Source organism: Blastomonas sp. 34TW (assembly GCF_059803595.1).
The window spans coordinates 574,393-591,717 of the sequence record NZ_JAPFGW010000001.1; the positions used below are offsets into that span (position 1 = coordinate 574,393).

The 17,325-nt window shown below is 65.9% G+C and carries 13 protein-coding genes; 6 read left to right on the plus strand and 7 right to left on the minus strand.

Annotated elements, in window-relative coordinates; genetic code table 11:
* Window position 1 precedes the first annotated feature (1 nt).
* The 3 genes from OPU69_RS02740 (at window position 2) to hrpB (ending at window position 4,430) form a co-directional block, all read left to right on the plus strand.
* Window positions 2-376, plus strand: coding sequence for a hypothetical protein (locus OPU69_RS02740; RefSeq protein ID WP_498509238.1), 375 nt, complete (start codon window positions 2-4; stop codon window positions 374-376).
* 166 nt (window positions 377-542) lie between these two features.
* Entirely contained in the window at window positions 543-1,928 is a 1,386-nt protein-coding gene (locus OPU69_RS02745) for an MATE family efflux transporter (RefSeq protein ID WP_498509239.1), read from the plus strand.
* A 57-nt stretch (window positions 1,929-1,985) separates the two neighbouring features.
* Window positions 1,986-4,430, plus strand: a complete 2,445-nt coding sequence (hrpB, locus tag OPU69_RS02750; RefSeq protein ID WP_498509240.1) for an ATP-dependent helicase HrpB — start codon at window positions 1,986-1,988, stop codon at window positions 4,428-4,430.
* Window positions 4,431-4,444: 14 nt separating this feature from the next.
* On the opposite strand, the gene OPU69_RS02755 is transcribed toward hrpB, so the two are convergent.
* The 3 genes from OPU69_RS02755 to OPU69_RS02765 form a co-directional block, all read right to left on the minus strand.
* Complete coding sequence (locus OPU69_RS02755) at window positions 4,445-6,496, minus strand: GMC family oxidoreductase N-terminal domain-containing protein (protein WP_498509241.1); 2,052 nt, start codon at window positions 6,494-6,496, stop codon at window positions 4,445-4,447.
* Between the two features lie 91 nt (window positions 6,497-6,587).
* Entirely contained in the window at window positions 6,588-7,319 is a 732-nt protein-coding gene (locus tag OPU69_RS02760; RefSeq protein ID WP_060977825.1) for a metallophosphoesterase family protein, read from the minus strand.
* Window positions 7,316-8,152 carry a diacylglycerol kinase family protein gene (locus OPU69_RS02765; protein WP_498509243.1) on the minus strand — a complete coding sequence of 279 codons (837 nt, stop codon included), beginning with the start codon at window positions 8,150-8,152 and terminating at the stop codon, window positions 7,316-7,318. The genes OPU69_RS02760 and OPU69_RS02765 overlap by 4 nt, the downstream gene beginning before the upstream one ends.
* A 104-nt stretch (window positions 8,153-8,256) precedes the next feature.
* On the opposite strand from OPU69_RS02765, the gene lepA reads away from it, so the two are divergent.
* Window positions 8,257-10,062 carry a translation elongation factor 4 gene (gene lepA, locus OPU69_RS02770; RefSeq protein WP_498509244.1) on the plus strand — a complete coding sequence of 602 codons (1,806 nt, stop codon included), beginning with the start codon at window positions 8,257-8,259 and terminating at the stop codon, window positions 10,060-10,062.
* A 21-nt stretch (window positions 10,063-10,083) separates the two neighbouring features.
* Here lepA and OPU69_RS02775 read toward each other — a convergent pair whose 3' ends face one another.
* Together OPU69_RS02775 and OPU69_RS02780 are read right to left on the minus strand one after the other, a co-directional pair.
* On the minus strand, window positions 10,084-11,430 hold the full coding sequence (locus OPU69_RS02775) for an ammonium transporter (protein WP_498509245.1): 1,347 nt from the start codon (window positions 11,428-11,430) through the stop codon (window positions 10,084-10,086).
* 139 nt (window positions 11,431-11,569) lie between these two features.
* Window positions 11,570-12,598: a 2-hydroxyacid dehydrogenase gene (locus OPU69_RS02780; RefSeq protein ID WP_498509246.1), complete on the minus strand. Its 1,029-nt coding sequence runs from the start codon at window positions 12,596-12,598 to the stop codon at window positions 11,570-11,572.
* Window positions 12,599-12,731: 133 nt separating this feature from the next.
* Between OPU69_RS02780 and OPU69_RS02785 the strand changes: the two genes are divergently transcribed.
* Complete coding sequence (locus OPU69_RS02785; RefSeq protein ID WP_498509247.1) at window positions 12,732-13,220, plus strand: SH3 domain-containing protein; 489 nt, start codon at window positions 12,732-12,734, stop codon at window positions 13,218-13,220.
* An 84-nt stretch (window positions 13,221-13,304) separates the two neighbouring features.
* Here the strand turns inward: OPU69_RS02785 and OPU69_RS02790 are convergent, their stop codons facing one another.
* Window positions 13,305-13,844 (minus strand): RcnB family protein, encoded by a 540-nt coding sequence (locus OPU69_RS02790; RefSeq protein ID WP_060977819.1) that lies wholly within the window; start codon window positions 13,842-13,844, stop codon window positions 13,305-13,307.
* A 283-nt stretch (window positions 13,845-14,127) separates the two neighbouring features.
* Entirely contained in the window at window positions 14,128-15,522 is a 1,395-nt protein-coding gene (locus OPU69_RS02795; protein WP_498509248.1) for a M20/M25/M40 family metallo-hydrolase, read from the minus strand.
* Window positions 15,523-15,636: 114 nt separating this feature from the next.
* Here OPU69_RS02795 and ettA point away from each other — a divergent pair, with 114 nt between their 5' ends.
* Window positions 15,637-17,316, plus strand: a complete 1,680-nt coding sequence (gene ettA, locus OPU69_RS02800; RefSeq protein ID WP_060977817.1) for an energy-dependent translational throttle protein EttA — start codon at window positions 15,637-15,639, stop codon at window positions 17,314-17,316.
* The last annotated feature ends 9 nt before the right edge of the window (window positions 17,317-17,325 follow it).

The window sequence follows — 17,325 nt, forward strand, 5'->3', positions numbered from 1 at the left end:
CGTGAACGACACCCCGGCCCGAGACCCGCAGGGACGACGGCTGGAAGAACTTGAGGTGCAGAACAACGAGCTGCGCGCGCAACTTGATCAGCTGAAACGGGGTCTCGAGCGCAGTTCGCATTCCGGAAATTCGTGGAACCCGATCGCTTTGTTCGGGGCGGTGACAACCTTGCTGGGCGTGATCGGAGCGGCGATTTTCGGCTATCTCGGATCGGGCGAGGGGAATGCTGCCAGCAGACAGGCGATGGTCTGCCAGCAGGCCTATGTATTTCTGGCAGACGAGAGGCCGACGCCCTATCTCACCGAGGCAGAGGGCCGGGCACTGGCTGCGCGACAGTTGCAAGTGCTCAGAAAATGTGAGAAATTCGTACCATGATGCAGGACCTGTTTCTCGCCATCGCTATCGTCGGCAATGTGATTACCATTGCCGCGCTGGTTGGCGGCTATTACTGGCAGCGCCAGAGCCAGCGTTAATCGGCCAGAATTTGAATTCCGGACAGGACGGGAAAGCTATCGCGGTGCCGACCGTCGATCCATCTTATATGCCATCAGCCAAGCCGCGAACGGATGGCCTCTCCACCGAAATCCGCGCGCTGCTGCTGCTCGCGGGGCCGCTGGTGCTTGGCAATCTGGCGCAGATGGCGATCCATACGACCGAGGTTATCATCCTCGGGCGTTATGACGTGCAGGCGCTGGCGGCGGCGGCGCTGGCGGTGAACCTGTATTTCGCCTGCGGCACCTTCGGCATGGGGCTGATGACCGCCGCTTCGCCGATGATCGCGGCCGAGCGCGGACGGCGCAAGCATTCGGTGCGCGATATCCGCCGCACGGTGCGCCAGGGCATGTGGGTCGCGCTGACGGTCTGCCTGCCGATCTGGGCGCTGTTATGGAATGCCGAAGCGCTGTTCCTGCTGATGGGGCAGCAGCCGGACCTTGCGCGTGACGCCGGGCAATTCATGCGCATTGCCATGTGGGGCCTGCTCCCCTGGCTGCTGCAATTCGTGCTGCGCATGTATGTCTCGGCGCTCGAGCGGCCGATCTGGGGCGTGTTCGTCACTTTGTGCGGTGTGGCGATGAACCTTGTCGCGTGCTGGGCACTGGTCTTCGGCAATCTCGGCTTTCCCGAAATGGGCCTGAAGGGCGCGGCAATCGCCAATCTGATCGCCAATTGCACCCTGTTTGCGGTGATGGCTCTGGTCGTGACACGCGTGCGCGCCTTTCGCCGTTACCGGTTGTTCGGACGCTTCTGGGTGGCCGATTGGGGGCGCTATCGCGCGCTGTTCAAGCTGGGCTTGCCGATCGCGGTGACCTTTGCCTTCGAGGTCGCGATCTTCAGCTCGGCTGCCTTCCTCATGGGGCTGATCAGCCGCGATTCGCTCGCCGCGCATGCCGTGGCGATCCAGATCGCCTCTTTCGCCTTCATGGTTCCGTTCAGCCTGTCGCAGGCTGCGACGGTGCGTGTAGGCCTGCACCATGGTGCGCGCGACGCCCAGGCTGCGGCGCGCGCGGGCTGGGCGGCGCTGGGGCTCGGTGTGCTGGCGGCATGCGGCATGTCGGCGATCATGGCACTGATTCCGGGCGCGCTGGTGGGGCTATTCATCGATCCCGGTGATGCCAGCGCCGCACCCGCTCTTGCGCTGGCGCTGAGCTTCCTGCTGGTCGCCGCGATCTTCCAGCTGGTCGATGCCGTTCAGGCGGTCGGGGCAGGGGTGCTGCGCGGGCTGCAGGACACGCGCTGGCCGATGCTGTTTGCCGCGTTCGGTTACTGGGTGGTCGGCATGGGCACCGCGTGGTTCTTCGCGTTCCGGCTGGGCTGGGACGGTGTCGGTGTGTGGATCGGGCTGGCCGCCGGGTTGGCGGTCGTGTCCGTGCTCATGGTCGGTCGCTGGGCGCTCCGGCAGCGTTTCGGGCTGGGGGTTTACGCCTGACCCCTGGGCTGGCCAGCCGGTTGAGGGTCGCAGGACAAACATATAAGGCGGCGCGCTATGGCTGAACTGCCCATATATTCCGTGCTGCCAGATTTGCTGCTCGCGCTTGGCAGCGGTCCCAACGCCGTGCTCGTTGCACCGCCGGGCGCGGGGAAGACCACCACCGTCGCCCTGGCACTGCTCGACCAGCCGTGGTGCACAGGGCAGGTTCTGCTGCTCTCGCCCCGTCGCCTCGCCGCGCGCGCTGCTGCCGAGCGCATGGCAGAGCTCATGGGCGAACCGGTGGGCCAGACCATCGGTTATTCGACTCGCATGGACAGCAAGACGAGCGCCGCGACGCGCGTGCTGGTGCTGACCGAGGGGATTTTCGTCAACCGCATCCAGGCCGATCCCGAACTGATGGGCGTATCCGCCGTGTTGTTCGACGAGGTGCATGAGCGCAGCCTGGACAGCGATTTCGGCCTCGCCCTCGCGCTTGAGGCGCAGGGTGCGTTCCGGCCCGATCTGCGGCTGCTCGCCATGTCGGCAACGCTCGATGGCGCGCGCTTTGCTGCGCTGATGCAGGGCGCGCCGGTGATCGAAAGCGAAGGCCGCTCGCACCGGCTCGACCTGCGCTATCTCGGGCGGCGCGGCGAGCAGCGAATCGAGGATGCGATGGCGCAGGCGATCCGCACCGCGCTGCGCGACGAGGCGCAAGGCGATGTGCTCACCTTCTTGCCCGGCGTCGCGGAAATCACGCGCACCTCCGAGCGGCTGGAGACTCTGGGCAGCGCGATCGCCGTGCTGCCGCTGCACGGCACGCTGACCCCGGTGGAGCAGCGCGCCGCGATCCGCCGCGATCCCGATGGGCGGCGCAAGGTCATCCTGGCCACCAGCATCGCCGAGACCAGCCTGACTATCGATGGCGTGCGGATCGTCGTCGATAGCGGGCTGGCGCGGCGGGCGCGCTACGATGCGCTCGCGGCGACCACCCGGTTGGTGACCGAACGCGCGAGCCAGGCTGCCGCTACGCAACGTGCGGGCCGCGCCGCGCGCCAGGGGCCGGGCGTCGCCTATCGCCTGTGGGAAGAGGCTGCCACCGGGGGGCTTCCGCGCTTCGATCCGCCCGAAATCCTCGACAGCGATCTTGCGCCGCTGGTGCTGCAATGCGCGGCCTGGGGGGAGAGCGATCCGGTGCGGCTCAACTGGCTCGATCCGCCGCCTGCGCCCTTGCTGGCCGAGGCGCGCAAGCGGCTGATCGTGCTGGGTGCGGTCGATACGGGCGGCGCGATCACGGCGCTGGGCCGATCGATTGGTGCGCTGCCGCTGCCTCCGCATCTGGCCGCGATGCTGCTGAAGGGTGCACAGGCCGGGTGCGCGATGCAAGCGGCGGAAATCGCGCTGTTGTTACAGGAGCGCGGGCTGGGCGGGCAGGGGGATGATCTCGATGTGCGGCTCACCCGCTGGCGCAGCGACCGGGGCGAGCGCGCCGCCAAGTCGCGCAAGCTCGCCGAGCGTTGGGCGAAGCTGGCCGAGCGACAGGTCAGCGCGGTCGCAGCGCGCGATCTGCCGCCTGCCATCTTGCTCGCCTTTGCCTATCCCGACCGGGTGGCGAAGCGCCGCGATGGTTCGGGCGAGACCTGGGCGAGCGCGGGCGGGCGCAGCTTCCGGCTCGATCCGGCCTCGCCGCTGATCACCGCGCCATGGTTGGCGATCGGCGAGGTACAGGGCAAGGCGGCCGATGCGCGCATCCTGAGCGCCCTTGCGCTCGACCCGGCGGATGTCGAAACGCATCTCGCCGATCGGATCGAACGCATCAGCCGCTGCGATTTCGTTGCCGACAGCAGGCGGGTCGAGGCGCGGCTCGAGCGGCGGCTGGGCGCGATCCGGCTGGCGAGCGCGCCCGATCCCGCGCCCGATGCCGATGCTGTGCTGGCCGCGCTGCTCACGGGCTTGCGCGACCACGGCCTGACGCTGCTCGACTGGAGCGACAAGGCGCTTGCGCTGCGCCAGCGCGCCGCGTTCGCCGGGGTCGAGGCGCTGGACGAGGCGCAGCTGCTGGCGACGCTCGAGGACTGGTTGGCGCCACTGTTGATCGGCAAGCGTGCGCTGAGCGGTGTCAGCCCTGGCGATCTGCATAACGCCCTGCAGGGGCTGGCAGGATGGGATGCGATGCAGGCGATCGAGCGGACCGCGCCCGCCGAATTCGCGAGCCCCGCAGGCACGCGCCACGCGATCGATTATGCGGCGAGTGCCGGCCCCACGGTCGAGCTACGCGTGCAGGCGCTCTATGGTCTCGACGAGCATCCGGTCGTCGGGCGGAACCGCATCCCGCTGGTCCTGTCGCTTACCTCACCGGCGGGACGCCCGATCCAGACGACGCGCGATCTGCCCGGCTTCTGGCGCGGCAGCTGGCGCGATGTGGCCAAGGACATGCGCGGCCGCTATCCGCGCCATCACTGGCCCGACGCGCCGTGGGAGGCGAACGCGAGCCTCGCGACCAAGAAGCGCCAGGGGCTCTGACGCGCCAGGGCCGATCAGCCGAACACCCGCTTCCCGTGGGTCACCCGGTCGGACATCGCCATCGTCGTCAGCTGCGCGTTGACGCGGATGCAGCTCGGCATCACGCTCGCATCGGTGACCAACACATTGGCCACGCCATGCACGCGCTGGTCGAGATCGACCACGCCCTTGCGCGGATCGGCATGGATCGCGTTGCCGCCATGCGGATGGCTCGAGGAGAGCACGACATCGTCGGGCTCCTCGATATGCTCCTCGAAGAACCGGTCGATCTCGGCATCGCTCATGCCCTTGCTCAGCGTCTCGCCGTGGAGCAGCGCGGGATAGACCTCCTCCGCGCCGCCACGGAAATGCACCTTGGTCAGCGTCGCCAGCGCGCGGCGCAGCACGGCGAGGTCGCTCTGCTCGAGCTCGAAGCCGAGCTTGCCCTTCTTGATCGTGCCGCGCCGATCCGCCGGGAACAGCACGCCCGCCGAGGCAAGCCGGTTATAGTTCAGCATCCGCCGGAAATGCTCGTCGAACCAGCCGGGCACCAAAGAGGCCATGCTCATCGGCGGCTGGAAATGGCTCTCGATCAGGAAATCGGCGCGGCCGACAAAGGTCGCCATCTGGTCCTCGTCCCAGGCGTTGACCGGATCGGGCATCAGCGCCGGGACCGGGCAGGCGATGTTGAGCGAGATGCCCTTGCCGGTGCCCTCGATGCCGCTTGCCGAGAGGATGTTGCTCGATGCGATCGTGCCCGCCGCGACGACCACGCCCTTGCTCACGCGGATCGTCTTCGCGCGCCCATCGGGTAGCATGACCTGAACCGAGGACGCAATCTTTCGTCCCTGATCGTCGCACCCGTTCCAGCCGATATGCGACACCGCCGCACGCGCCAGGATGCGCGCCTTGCGCGGGGCGTGCAGCGTCGCGTGGCGCAGAAAGCTCTCGGGCATCGCCTTCTTGCGGCCATAGGGGCAGCCGGTGTTGCAATAGCCGCACGACACGCAGGCATTGGGCTCGGTCTTCTGACCCCAGTTCTTGCGGAACCAGCCGGTGACCGCACGGTTGTCCAGCGGATCGTGCGATCCTGCGGCATAGGCATCCCATCCGGCGAGCAGCCGCGTGCCGTTGTTGCGCCCGAGCCTGCGGTCGATCTCGTGCACGCCTAGCCGCGTCTCGACATGGGCATAGGCCGCTTCCAGCGCATCCTCGTCGACCGGCGCGCCGATGCTGCGCCAATGCGCGAGCACGTCATGCGCATCGGGGTGCGTCTCGCCCTCGCGCGCTAGGCGCAGGCAGATGCCGTTGTTGACGACGGTCGAGCCGCCCACCGTGCGGCCCTGGAAGACGATGATGTCGCGGTTGCGCGTCGTCTGGATCGCGCCGTCCTTGAACAGCGAAGAGGACATATGCGCCTCGTTGGGCGTCATGCGCGCGCTGGGCAGATAGGGGCCCGCCTCGACCACCAGCACCTCATAGCCCTGATCGGCGAGGTTCGACGCCGCGACCGCGCCGCCCGCGCCCGATCCGATAACGACGACCTCGACATTGTCGGGGATCGCATCCTCGCCGACGAACACGGTATAGGGCAGGTCGTTGCCGGTATATTCGGCGATTTCGGGGTCATCGGGCGTACCCGCGCGGATGCGGTGGCGGGGCAGGGTGAAGCCGATCGCGTTGAACACCGGGTTGGCGCGGTTGGCATCTTCCGCCGCCGCGTCGCTGATGTTCGCGTCATCCTGATCGATCCAGTGGCCGTAGTAGCCCGCATAGACGATGCCCCGAATGCGCGCCATGTCCTGGAACAGGTCGATGCGGCTGTTCTTCAGCCGCCGCTCGATCCGCCAGATGCGGAAACTGCGCGGCGCGCAATGCCAGAAGGGGCCACCTAGCACGACCCAGGTCGCGATGACCGACAGCGCGGTATCGCGCGGCGTGTTGCCCTCGATATTGCCGAAAATGCCCTGGAGATTGTCGACCACCTGCTGCGGTGAGATTGCCATCTGCGCGGGTTCGACCAGCATGGTTTCCGCCAGCCGCTTCCAGATCGCCGCCTCGAACGGATTGAACGGTTTCCTTCTCATCGCGCGAATCCCCCCTTGTCCCGAGGATAGGGTAGCAGCGAGCCCGCGAATTGTAAGAAACCGTAAGATTAAGCGGTGTTAATCCGCAGGGTCAGTCCATCGCGCAGACCTGGGCGTCGAGCTTTCCATCCGCCACCGTCAGCCGGTTGAATGACGGCCGGGTCGCGCGGACCCGCTCGGACAATGTGCCAGCCCCGATCAGACGGATCGGACCTGCCTGCGTGTCGACATTCAGGTCGAACGGGTCATGCACATGGCCGGACAGCACTGCGTCCGCGCCTGCAGCCGCTATCGCCTCGAGTGCGGCACGACCGCCGGTGGTGCGTCCGCTGCTCTGCGTTTCAGCCTCGATCAACGGATGGTGCGCCAGCACGATGCGCAGCTTGGCGTCATGGCCCGGATCACCCAGCGCCTGGAGCGCCTGATGCAGCGCGCGCTTGCCGACCCGGCCCTTGGACCAGTTAAACCGCCATTGCACCCTCGCGGTGGTGCGCAGCGACACCAGGTGGACGTGGTCGAGCGTGACGCCCTCGTGCAACTGCTCCTGCAGCCGCATCACGCGGCCATAGGGCCGCCAGATCCGGCGGACCGGGTTGAAATAGGGCAGGTCGTGATTGCCCGGCTCGATCAGCACGGGCCGACCCAGATCGGCGAGCCAGGCCTGCGCGGCGGCGAACTCGGCCGAGCGTGCGCGCATCGTCAGATCGCCGGTGATGATGACGATATCGGGCTGCTCGTCGGCGACGACCTGTTTGAACCAGGCGAGTGCGGCGCTGTCCTCGGCACCGAAATGCAGGTCGCTGGCGTGGAACAATAGCGTCATGGGGCAGCAGGCGCGCGGGTTTCGATGAAATTGTGCGGGGCCTCGGCCAGCCGCAGCACGTCGCCGGGCTTCGCTTCGGCCGCCTCGCCATCGATCAGCAGCCCGATCTCGTCGGCCTCGCTGACCAGCCTTGCGGTTTCTGCGCCGCCCAAGTTCACACGCGGGCCATCGCGGAAATCGCCGTTCAGCCAGGCGCTGGCATGGCTGAGCACCTCGCCGATGGTCGATGCGGTGAACCCGCACAGTTCCATCGCGTTTTCGCGCGGGGCAGCGAAGATCGCGGGGAAGCGCCCGTCATGACCTTCAATGCCGACTTGCGGGCCGCCCAGCGTTTCGGTGATCGCGGTGGGAATGGCTTCCAGAACCAGTTCGGACAGCCGGGCATGGCGTGCGTTCTCGCGCACATGGGCAAGACTGGTCGTCGGCCCGGCGATGACGCCGACATAGGCGGTGCTCTCGCCGATCTCGACGGTGTTGAGTTTCTTCGTACGCCGGTTGCGCCCCGCCTCGGCGATGATCGATCGGCAGGGCTGATCGCCATGCAGCGCCCGGGCGAGCAGGTTCATCGTGCCGCCGGGCAGGATAAGCACGTCGCCATCCCATCCCGCCGCCTGCTTCAGCGCGCTGTTGGTGGTCCCGTCGCCCGCGTAGATGGCCAGTGTTTCAACACCTTCGCGGTCAAGCTTGTCAGGGGTTGGAAGGTCCTCGTCGGGGCAACGGACGATGCAGTCCACGGGCTGATCGCTCTCGGCGAACCAGGTGACGATCTCGGCGATCACGGCGGCGTCATAGCTGCCACTCGCTTCGTTCACGATAAGCCAGGTCTTGGTCATGCGCCGCCTACGCGCCAGAGCGGATTTGGTTCTTGATCCATGTCGATTTTGCGGGGCCCTTATTCCCTGCTGACAGTCGCGCGCACCCCTGCTAATCGCGCGCCATGACCGACCTCAAGCACATCCGCAATTTCTCCATCATCGCGCATATCGATCACGGCAAATCGACGCTTGCCGACCGGCTGATCCAATGGACAGGCGGGCTTTCCGAACGCGAGATGTCGGCGCAGGTGCTCGACAATATGGATATCGAGAAAGAGCGCGGGATCACCATCAAGGCGCAGACGGTCCGGCTGAACTACACGGCCAAGGACGGTCAGCTTTACGAACTGAACCTGATGGACACGCCGGGCCATGTCGACTTTGCCTATGAAGTCTCGCGCTCGCTCGCCGCGTGCGAGGGCGCACTGCTCGTCGTCGATGCGGCGCAGGGCGTCGAGGCGCAGACGCTGGCGAACGTCTATCAGTCGATCGAGCACGATCACGAGATCCTTCCCGTCATCAACAAGATCGATCTGCCCGCCGCCGAGCCGGAAAAGGTGAAGAAGGAGATCGAGGACATTATCGGCCTCGACGCCTCCGAAGCGGTGCTGGCGAGCGCCAAGTCGGGCATCGGCATCGAGGAGATTCTCGAGCAGATCGTCCAGAAGATCCCCGCGCCCAAGGGCGACCGCGATGCGCCGCTCGAGGCGATGCTGGTCGACAGCTGGTACGATCCGTATCTCGGCGTGGTCATCCTCGTGCGCGTCGTCAACGGCGTGATCAGGAAGGGCCAGCAGATCAAGTTCATGGCCGGCGGCACCGAGCATCTGGTCGACCGGGTCGGCTGCATGCGGCCCAAGATCGAGAACCTGCCCGAGCTGGCGGCGGGCGAGATCGGTTTCATCACCGCGCAGATCAAGGACATCAGCCAGACCCGCGTCGGCGATACCATCACCACGGTCAAGAACCCTGCGCCCGCGCCGCTGCCCGGCTTCAAGGAAGTGCAGCCGGTGGTGTTCTGCGGGCTGTTCCCGGTCGATGCCAATGACTTTGACAAGCTGCGTGACAGCATCAGCAAGCTGCGCCTCAACGATGCCTCGTTCAGCTTCGAGATGGAATCGAGCGCGGCGCTCGGCTTCGGCTTCCGCTGCGGGTTCCTCGGCCTGCTGCACCTCGAGATCATCCAGGAGCGGCTCACGCGCGAATACGATCTCGACCTCATCACCACCGCGCCGTCGGTGGTGTACAAGATCAAGCTGACCCACGGTAACGGCGAGATCGAGCTGCACAATCCGGCGGACATGCCCGATCCCACCAAGATCGACGAGATCCAGGAGCCGTGGATCGAGGCGGTGATCTATTGCCCCGACGAATATCTCGGCAGCATCCTCAAGCTCTGCCAGGACCGGCGCGGGCTGCAGAAGAACCTGACCTATGTCGGCGGGCGTGCGCAGGTGACCTACGAGCTGCCGCTCAACGAGGTGGTGTTCGATTTCTACGATAGGCTCAAGTCGATCTCACGCGGCTATGCCAGTTTCGACTATCACCAGATCGGCTATCGCGAGGGCGATCTCGTCAAGATGTCGATCATGGTCAATGCAGAGCCCGTCGATGCGCTGAGCATGATCGTCCACCGCGGTAGCGCCGAGACGCGCGGACGCGGCATGTGCGAGCGGCTGAAGGACCTGATCCCGCGCCACCTGTTCAAGATCCCGATCCAGGCGGCGATCGGCGGCAAGGTGATCGCGCGCGAGACCATCGCCGCGATGCGCAAGGACGTGACCGCCAAATGCTATGGCGGCGACATCAGCCGCAAGAAGAAGCTGCTGGAAAAGCAGAAAGAGGGCAAGAAGCGGATGCGCGAATACGGCTCGGTCAGCATCCCGCAGGAAGCCTTTATCGCCGCGCTTCGGATGGGCGAGGAATAAACGTCCGCGCCGCGCCGGGGCTCAGCCCTGCGGTGCGGCGATCTGCTCTGCCGCGGGCGGAGCGGCTTCTGCGGCTGGTGCGGGCGGGGCAAGCGCTTCGCCTGCCTCTTCCGCAGGCGAGATGCGCATCGGGATGGCCATCGCGACGCCATAGCTGATGATCAGCGTCGCGAGGATCGACCACATGGCCACACCCGCCAGTCCGACCAGCTGCGCGACCAGCTGGCCGATCATGCTTCCGCCCTCGCCATAGCCGACGCCGCCGAAAGCATCGCTGATGAAGATCGCGACCAGCAGCGCGCCGACCAGGCCGCCGATGCCGTGCAGCGCGAAGGCGTGGTTGCTGTCGTCGATCGCCAGCGTCTCGGTGACAAAGCGCAGGCCGAAATAGCAGGCGGGGGCGGCAATCACGCCGATCAGTATCGCGGCACCCGGCGAGACCAGGCCCGAAGCCGGAGCGATCGCGGCGAGGCCTGCGAGCAGCCCGCTCACCGCGCCCATCGCGCTGACGGTGCGGGTGCGCAGCTTCTCGATCAGCAGCCAGGCGAGCGCGCTCACGCATGCGGCGACATGCGCGTTGATGATCGCGCTGCTGGCATCGTCGGTCGCGGCCAGCGTCCAGCCTCCGTTCAGCGCGAAATTACCGACGAGCAACAGCGCGCCGCCTGCGAGTACCATCACGGGATTGTGCGTCGCTGCAGCAGCGCCCGGCCAGCCGGTGCGCCGTCCGATGACCAGAGCGGCCACCAAGGCGGAAATTCCTGCGCAGAAATGCAGCGCGATGCCGCCGGCATAATCAAGCACGCCAAATCCGTAGAGCCAGCCGCCGCCCCAGATCCAGTGCGCGACGGGGGCATAGACGATCAGGCTCCACAGCCCGCCGAACGCCAGCGCCCAGCCGAAGCGGCCACGTCCGGCCCAGGCACCTGCGACGAGCAGCGCGGCGAGCATCGCTCCCGCGATCTGGAACAGCACGAACGCGCTTTCGGGCACGGCGGTGCCGAAGCGGACATTGCCGAGCGCGATCAGCATCCAGGCATTGCCGCCGCCGATCACGCCGCCGCTGGGATCGCCAAAGGCCAGGGTATAGCCGACCACGACCCAGAGCAGCGAGACAAGCGCGGCGATCGCGGTACCCTGCAGGAACACACCCTGCGCGGCGCGCGCGGTGCCGCGCCCAGCCTGCATCAGCAGCACGCCGGGCACCGCGAACAGCATCAGCAGCGCGCCGCAGATCAGCATGAAGGCGGTATCGCCCGAATTGGAAACATCGAGCGTTGCGGGATCGACCATCGCGGGGGCGGCCCATGCGGGCGCGGCGAGCGCTGCCGTAGCAAGGGTGAAAATGCGCGCCAGCCTTGCGATCATGCTCTCGACTTTCCCAAATACCTGCTGTCCACAATCGGGACAGCATATCTGCCGCGTCATGCCGCAGTTTGGCAAATAATCGATTAACGCGCGCGCATTTCTGCGGCGAATGGAGCCGGGCCGTCGGAGCTGACTGGCGTTACATCCAGCCTTCGAGGACCTGGTCGGGGGGCCTGTGCCCATCAAACCAGAAGCGAATATTGGCGATGACCTTGTGCCCGGCAACCTCGCGGCCCTCGAAGGTAGCGCTTCCGACATGCGGCAGCAGCACGACATTCTTCAGCGCGAGCAGCCGTTCGTCGACCTGTGGCTCGCGCGGATAGACATCGAGCCCGGCGCCCGCGATCCGGCCGGACTCGAGCGCGTCGATCAGCGCGGCCTCGTCGACCAGCTCGCCACGCGCGCTGTTGATCAGATAGGCGCTCGGCTTCATCAGGCCGATGCGGCGCGCGTCGATGATGCCGCGCGTCTCGGGGCTGCGCGGGCAGTGCAGGGTAATGATGTCCGATCCGGCGATCAGCGCGTCGAGATCGGGCTCGAAACTCGCGCCGAGCATCTGCTCGAGGCTTTCGGGCAGGCGGCGGCGGTTTTGATAGACGACATTGAGCCCGAAGCCGCGCGCACGATGCGCGACTGCCTGGCCGATCCGGCCCATGCCGACAATGCCCAGCTGCTTGCCGCCGATGCGGTGGCCGAGCATGCCCGAGGGGCTCCAGCCTTCCCACTGGCCCGAACGCACCAGCTTCTCGCCCTCGGCGAGGCGGCGCGGGACCGAGAGGATCAGCGCCATGGTCATGTCGGCGGTATCGTCGGTGAACACGCCGGGCGTGTTGGTGATGATGATGCCGCGTGCGCGGGCGGCTTTCAGGTCGATATGATCCACGCCCGCACCGAAATTGGCGAGTAGCTTCAGCCTGTCGCCAGCGCCTGAGATCAAATCGGCATCGAGCGCATCGGTGACCGTCGGCACCAGCACGTCGCAGGTCGCCATGGCAGCGGCCAGTTCGTCGCGGGTAAAGGCATGATCGTCGGCGTTGAGCTTGACATCGAACAGTTCGGCCATGCGCTCTTCGACGGCGGGGGCGAGCTTTCGCGTGACGATCACGCGCGGGCGGCTGCCCGGTTCGTGCGGCGGCGCAGATGGCCTGGAAGAGGGGCTGGATGGCATATCTGTGCTATGCCTCAACCGCCCCAAAGGTCAAGCTGCGGCACTTGCTTGGCACGGGTTTTTTGGCTTAAGCGATTCGGGGTGAAGGATCGTCGGGTGCGATGCTATAGTCTGGCCGACGGGGGAATATTTGATGCGTGCACCATGGTTTTCGGGACTGATACTGGCCGGTCTGGCAGCCGTGTCGCTGTCGGCTGGTCATGATGCTGCAATCGCGCAGGCAGAGGTCGAGGTACCCTATTGGGCGTCGGTCCAGAAGGACGAGGCCTTTGCGCGCGCTGGCCCGATGGGAACCTATCAGATCGAGTGGGTGTTCCGGCGCAAGCATCTGCCGGTGAAGGTCGTGAAGCGCTACGGCGCCTGGCGCCAGATCGTCGATCCGTCGGGCTGGAGCGGCTGGATGCATTCGAACATGCTGAGCCGCAAGCGCACCGCGATCGTGACCGGGCCGGTCATCGCGATCCGGTCTGCCCCGCGCGACAATGCCAGGCTGTTGTGGCGCGCCGAGCCGGGCGTGGTCGGGGAACTCGGCGATTGCGAGGGTGGCTGGTGCGAATTTGCCGTCGACAAGCGCGCGGGCTGGGTCCGGCAGGACCAGATCTGGGGCGCAGGCGAACCCTGACGCCCAGTTGCTGTCCCAGAAATGGGCCCGCCCACCGTCCCCAGGGACGATGGGCGGACTTGCTTCCTACTGGCGAAAGGACAGTTACCAGTAGAAATTCGGGATCACGCGGACGACCGTGCCGGTGCGCGTGTTGACGAGCAGCATGTCGTTATAGTGCCGCACCCAGGTCTGCCGCGCGCCGGGGTTCGGCAGGCGATAGTTGCGATAGTTGTTCACGACATAGCGCTGGCCGTAATAATTCGGCGCGATGCGGACGCCCGGGCGGAACTGCTGATAGCGGAAGTTCGACCGGAAAGCGGGACCGCGAAATGCCTGGCGATTGCTGGCGCGATAGTCGCGATAGTCGCGCAGGTCCTCGCGATATTCGCGGCGGGCATCGCGCACGTCGCGACGCTGGTCGCGCAGATCACGCTGCTCTTCGCGGACATCGCGGCGGTCGCCATAGCGGCGGGCTTCCTGCAGATCGCGGCGATCGCGCTGGAGTTCGCGCTGCTCGCGGCGAAGCTCGCGTTCGGACCGGTTCACCTCGCCGCGCGACTGGGCAAAGGCGGGGGCGGTTGCGACCGGCAGCGTGGTGGCCAGCATCAGGGTCCCGATCAGGGCTTTCGAGAGGGTTTTCATGGTTCTTACTCCTGTCATGGCCTGAGCAGAGGGGGGCTGCTCTGGACATGTTCAGGAATACGCGCCCTTGGCTGAACGGGTTGCGAATGTGCCGCTCATTTTCAAGAAATGTTGTCGCGAGATGTAACGGGGGGGGGTGGAGTCAACGCCCCGGGTTTCCCTTCACCCGTCATGCTGAACTTGTTTCAGGATCCATCCTGCCCCAAAAGCCGAAGCCGCGTGGGGAGGAATGGGCCCTGAAACAAGTTCAGGGTGACGGTTGGGCTGGGATCGAGGTCCGCGCTCAGTCCCCCGCCTTGCCCTTCGGCAACAAATCTGCCGGATCGTTCGCGACGATGCTCAGCACCGTCGCCCAGGCGGCGACATTCTGCTGCAACGCCTTGGGATCGATCTTGTCGAGCGTGTCGTCGGGCGTGTGGTGCAGGTCGAAATAGTCGGTGCCGTCCTGTTGCAGGTCGATGGCGTTGACGCCCAGCGCCACGGTCGGGCCGACATCGGGGCCGCCGCCCGCGACATCATTGCTGCGGCCGATGCCCAGCGGTGCCAGCGCATTGGCGATGCGCATTTTTAGGTCATCGGTGCCTTGCGGCAGCTTGAAATCGACCTGCCAGATGCGGTCCGCGCCGAAATCCGATTCCATCGCGAGCACATGGTCCGCCGCGCCATGCGCCTTGGCATAGGCCATGCCGCCGAACAGCCCGACCTCTTCCGCGCCGAACCACACGACACGGATGGTGCGTTTCGGCTGGCCTGCATCCATGATCAGCTTCGCCGCCGCCGCGGTGATCGCGACGCCCGCGCCGTCATCGATCGCGCCGGTGCCAAGATCCCAGCTATCGAGATGCCCGCCGACCAGGATCACGCCCGCTTGCGGATCGCTGCCCGGCACCTCGGCGATGACATTGCCCGATTGGGTGGTGCCGATCTGGCGCGGGGTGAGGACGAGCTTCATCTTGACCGCCTGGCCGGATTTCGATGCGCGCGCGATCATCCGTTCGAGATTCTCGGCATCGGGGATCGACAGCGCGGCCGCAGGGATCGGCGTCACGCCTTCGGGGAAATTGGTGCCGCCGGTATGCGGGTTGCGGTGATAATCGGTGCCGACCGAGCGGATGACGATCGCGGCTGCGCCCTTTTGCGCGGCCAGGCCGGGGCCGGCGCGCCGCACGCCGCCGAACTGGCCATAGCTCGCGCCGCTCTGCGTCCGCGTCATCTTGTGGCTGACGAACGCGATCTTGCCCTTGAGGCTCCCCGCCGGTGCCGCCTGCAGATCGGCGAGCGTGCGGAAATAGACGACCTCCGCCTCCAGCCCCTTGTCGCCGGTGCTCGCCGAATTGCCGAGCGCGCTGATGTGCATCTTGCCGGTGAACGGCCCGGTGATCTCAGCCGTCTCGATGCCGCGCACCCAGGTCTTCATGTCGAACGGCTCGATGCGCACGTTGCTGAAACCCATGGCCTTCAGGCGTTCGACCGCCCAGGCGCGCGCCGCCGCCTCGCGCTCGGTCCCGGCGAGGCGCGGGCCGATCTCGGTGGTGAGGTCTTCGACGATCGAATAGGCGGTGCCGTCGGACAGCGCCATTTGCTGGATCGCAGCCGGATCGTGCGCCGGAGAATTCTGGGCAAGAAGGGGGAAGGGGAGGGCGAGGGCGGCCAGGGCCAGCAGGGTGCGTTTCGTCATGGCCGCATGGCTTAATCCCACGTCCCGGCTTTGCCAATGGCGACTTGCCGCAAAGCGCGCTCGCGGCTAAGGCGCGGGGCAAACCAACATACCCGCATAGAGGCGTACTCCCGCATGGCTGCTCAATATTCCTTCGTGATGAAGGGTCTGACCAAGACCTTTCCCGGCGCGAACAAGCCGGTGCTCAACGGCATCCACCTGCAATTCTATCCCGATGCCAAGATCGGCATTGTCGGCCCTAACGGATCGGGCAAGTCGACTCTGATGAAGGTGATGGCCGGGATCGACAAGGATTTCACCGGCGAAGCCTGGCCCGGCGAGGGGATCACCGTCGGCTATCTGGCGCAGGAGCCCGAGCTCGACCCCAACAAGACCGTCAAGCAGAACGTGATGGACGGCGTGCGCCCCGTTGCCGATCTGGTCGAGCGCTTCGACGAGATCAGCGCGCTGATGGCCGATCCGCCGGAAGACGCCGATTTCGACGCGCTGATGGAAGAAATGGGCACGCTCCAGGAAAAGATCGACGCGGTCGATGGCTGGACGCTCGACAACCAGCTCGAAATCGCGATGGAGGCTTTGCGTTGTCCGCCGGGCGATGCCGATGTCACCAACCTGTCGGGGGGTGAACGCCGCCGCGTCGCGCTATGCCGCCTGCTACTCGAAAAGCCCAGCATCCTGCTGCTCGACGAACCGACCAACCATCTCGACGCCGAAAGCGTCGCCTGGCTGGAAAAGCATCTGGTCGATTATCCGGGCAATGTCATCCTCGTCACCCACGATCGCTATTTCCTCGACAATGTGGTGAACTGGATCCTCGAGCTCGATCGCGGCAAGTATTTTGTCTACGAGGGCAATTACTCGACCTATCTCGACAAGAAGGCCAAGCGTCTCGAGCAGGAAGCGCGCGAGGACGAGGGCCGCCAGAAGGCGATCCAGGACGAGCTGGCGTGGATCCGGCAGAGCCCCAAGGCGCGCCAGACCAAGTCCAAGGCGCGTATCAAGGCGTTCGACGAGCTGGTCGAGGCGCAGGAAAACCGCGCCCCCGGCAAGGCGCAGATCGTCATCCAGACCCCCGAGCGCCTGGGCGGCAAGGTGATCGAGGCGCATGGCCTGACCAAGGCCTATGGCGACAAGCTGCTGTTCGAGGACCTCTCGTTCACACTGCCGCCGGGCGGCATCGTCGGTGTGATCGGGCCGAACGGCGCGGGCAAGTCGACGCTGTTCAAGCTGATCACCGGCAAGGAACAGCCCGATAGCGGCACCATCGCGATCGGCGACACGGTCAAGCTCGGCTATGTCGACCAGAGCCGCGATGACCTGGACCCCAACAAGAACGTGTGGGAAGAGGTGTCCGACGGGCTCGATTTCTTCAAGCTCGGCAAGCACGACGTGCCCACCCGCGCCTATGTCGGTGCGTTCAACTTCAAGGGCCAGGACCAGCAGAAGAAGGTCGGCCAGCTCTCGGGCGGTGAACGCAACCGCGTCCACATGGCCAAGATGCTGAAAGAGGGCGGCAACGTGCTGCTGCTCGACGAACCGACCAACGACCTCGACGTCGAAACGCTGCGCGCGCTCGAAGAGGCGCTGGAGAGCTTTGCCGGTTGCGCCGTGGTCATCAGCCACGACCGCTTCTTCCTCGACCGCCTGTGCACGCACATCCTGGCGTTTGAAGGCAACAGCCATGTCGAATGGTTCGAAGGCAATTTCGAAAGCTATGAAGAAGACAAGCGCCGTCGTCTCGGCGACGAGGCCGACCGCCCGACGCGGATGAGCTACAAGAAGCTGACGCGGTGATATTGATGC

Excerpts from the sequence above, each read along its gene's own strand:
- OPU69_RS02785 (WP_498509247.1), top strand. The coding sequence starts at position 12,732 with ATGCGTGCACCATGGTTTTCGGGACTGATACTGGCCGGTCTGGCAGCC.
- ettA (WP_060977817.1), top strand. The coding sequence starts at position 15,637 with ATGGCTGCTCAATATTCCTTCGTGATGAAGGGTCTGACCAAGACCTTT.
- OPU69_RS02745 (WP_498509239.1), top strand. The coding sequence starts at position 543 with ATGCCATCAGCCAAGCCGCGAACGGATGGCCTCTCCACCGAAATCCGC.
- OPU69_RS02795 (WP_498509248.1), bottom strand. The coding sequence starts at position 15,522 with ATGACGAAACGCACCCTGCTGGCCCTGGCCGCCCTCGCCCTCCCCTTC.
- OPU69_RS02765 (WP_498509243.1), bottom strand. The coding sequence starts at position 8,152 with ATGACCAAGACCTGGCTTATCGTGAACGAAGCGAGTGGCAGCTATGAC.
- OPU69_RS02775 (WP_498509245.1), bottom strand. The coding sequence starts at position 11,430 with ATGATCGCAAGGCTGGCGCGCATTTTCACCCTTGCTACGGCAGCGCTC.
- OPU69_RS02760 (WP_060977825.1), bottom strand. The coding sequence starts at position 7,319 with ATGACGCTATTGTTCCACGCCAGCGACCTGCATTTCGGTGCCGAGGAC.
- lepA (WP_498509244.1), top strand. The coding sequence starts at position 8,257 with ATGACCGACCTCAAGCACATCCGCAATTTCTCCATCATCGCGCATATC.
- OPU69_RS02790 (WP_060977819.1), bottom strand. The coding sequence starts at position 13,844 with ATGAAAACCCTCTCGAAAGCCCTGATCGGGACCCTGATGCTGGCCACC.
- OPU69_RS02780 (WP_498509246.1), bottom strand. The coding sequence starts at position 12,598 with ATGCCATCCAGCCCCTCTTCCAGGCCATCTGCGCCGCCGCACGAACCG.
- OPU69_RS02755 (WP_498509241.1), bottom strand. The coding sequence starts at position 6,496 with ATGAGAAGGAAACCGTTCAATCCGTTCGAGGCGGCGATCTGGAAGCGG.
- hrpB (WP_498509240.1), top strand. The coding sequence starts at position 1,986 with ATGGCTGAACTGCCCATATATTCCGTGCTGCCAGATTTGCTGCTCGCG.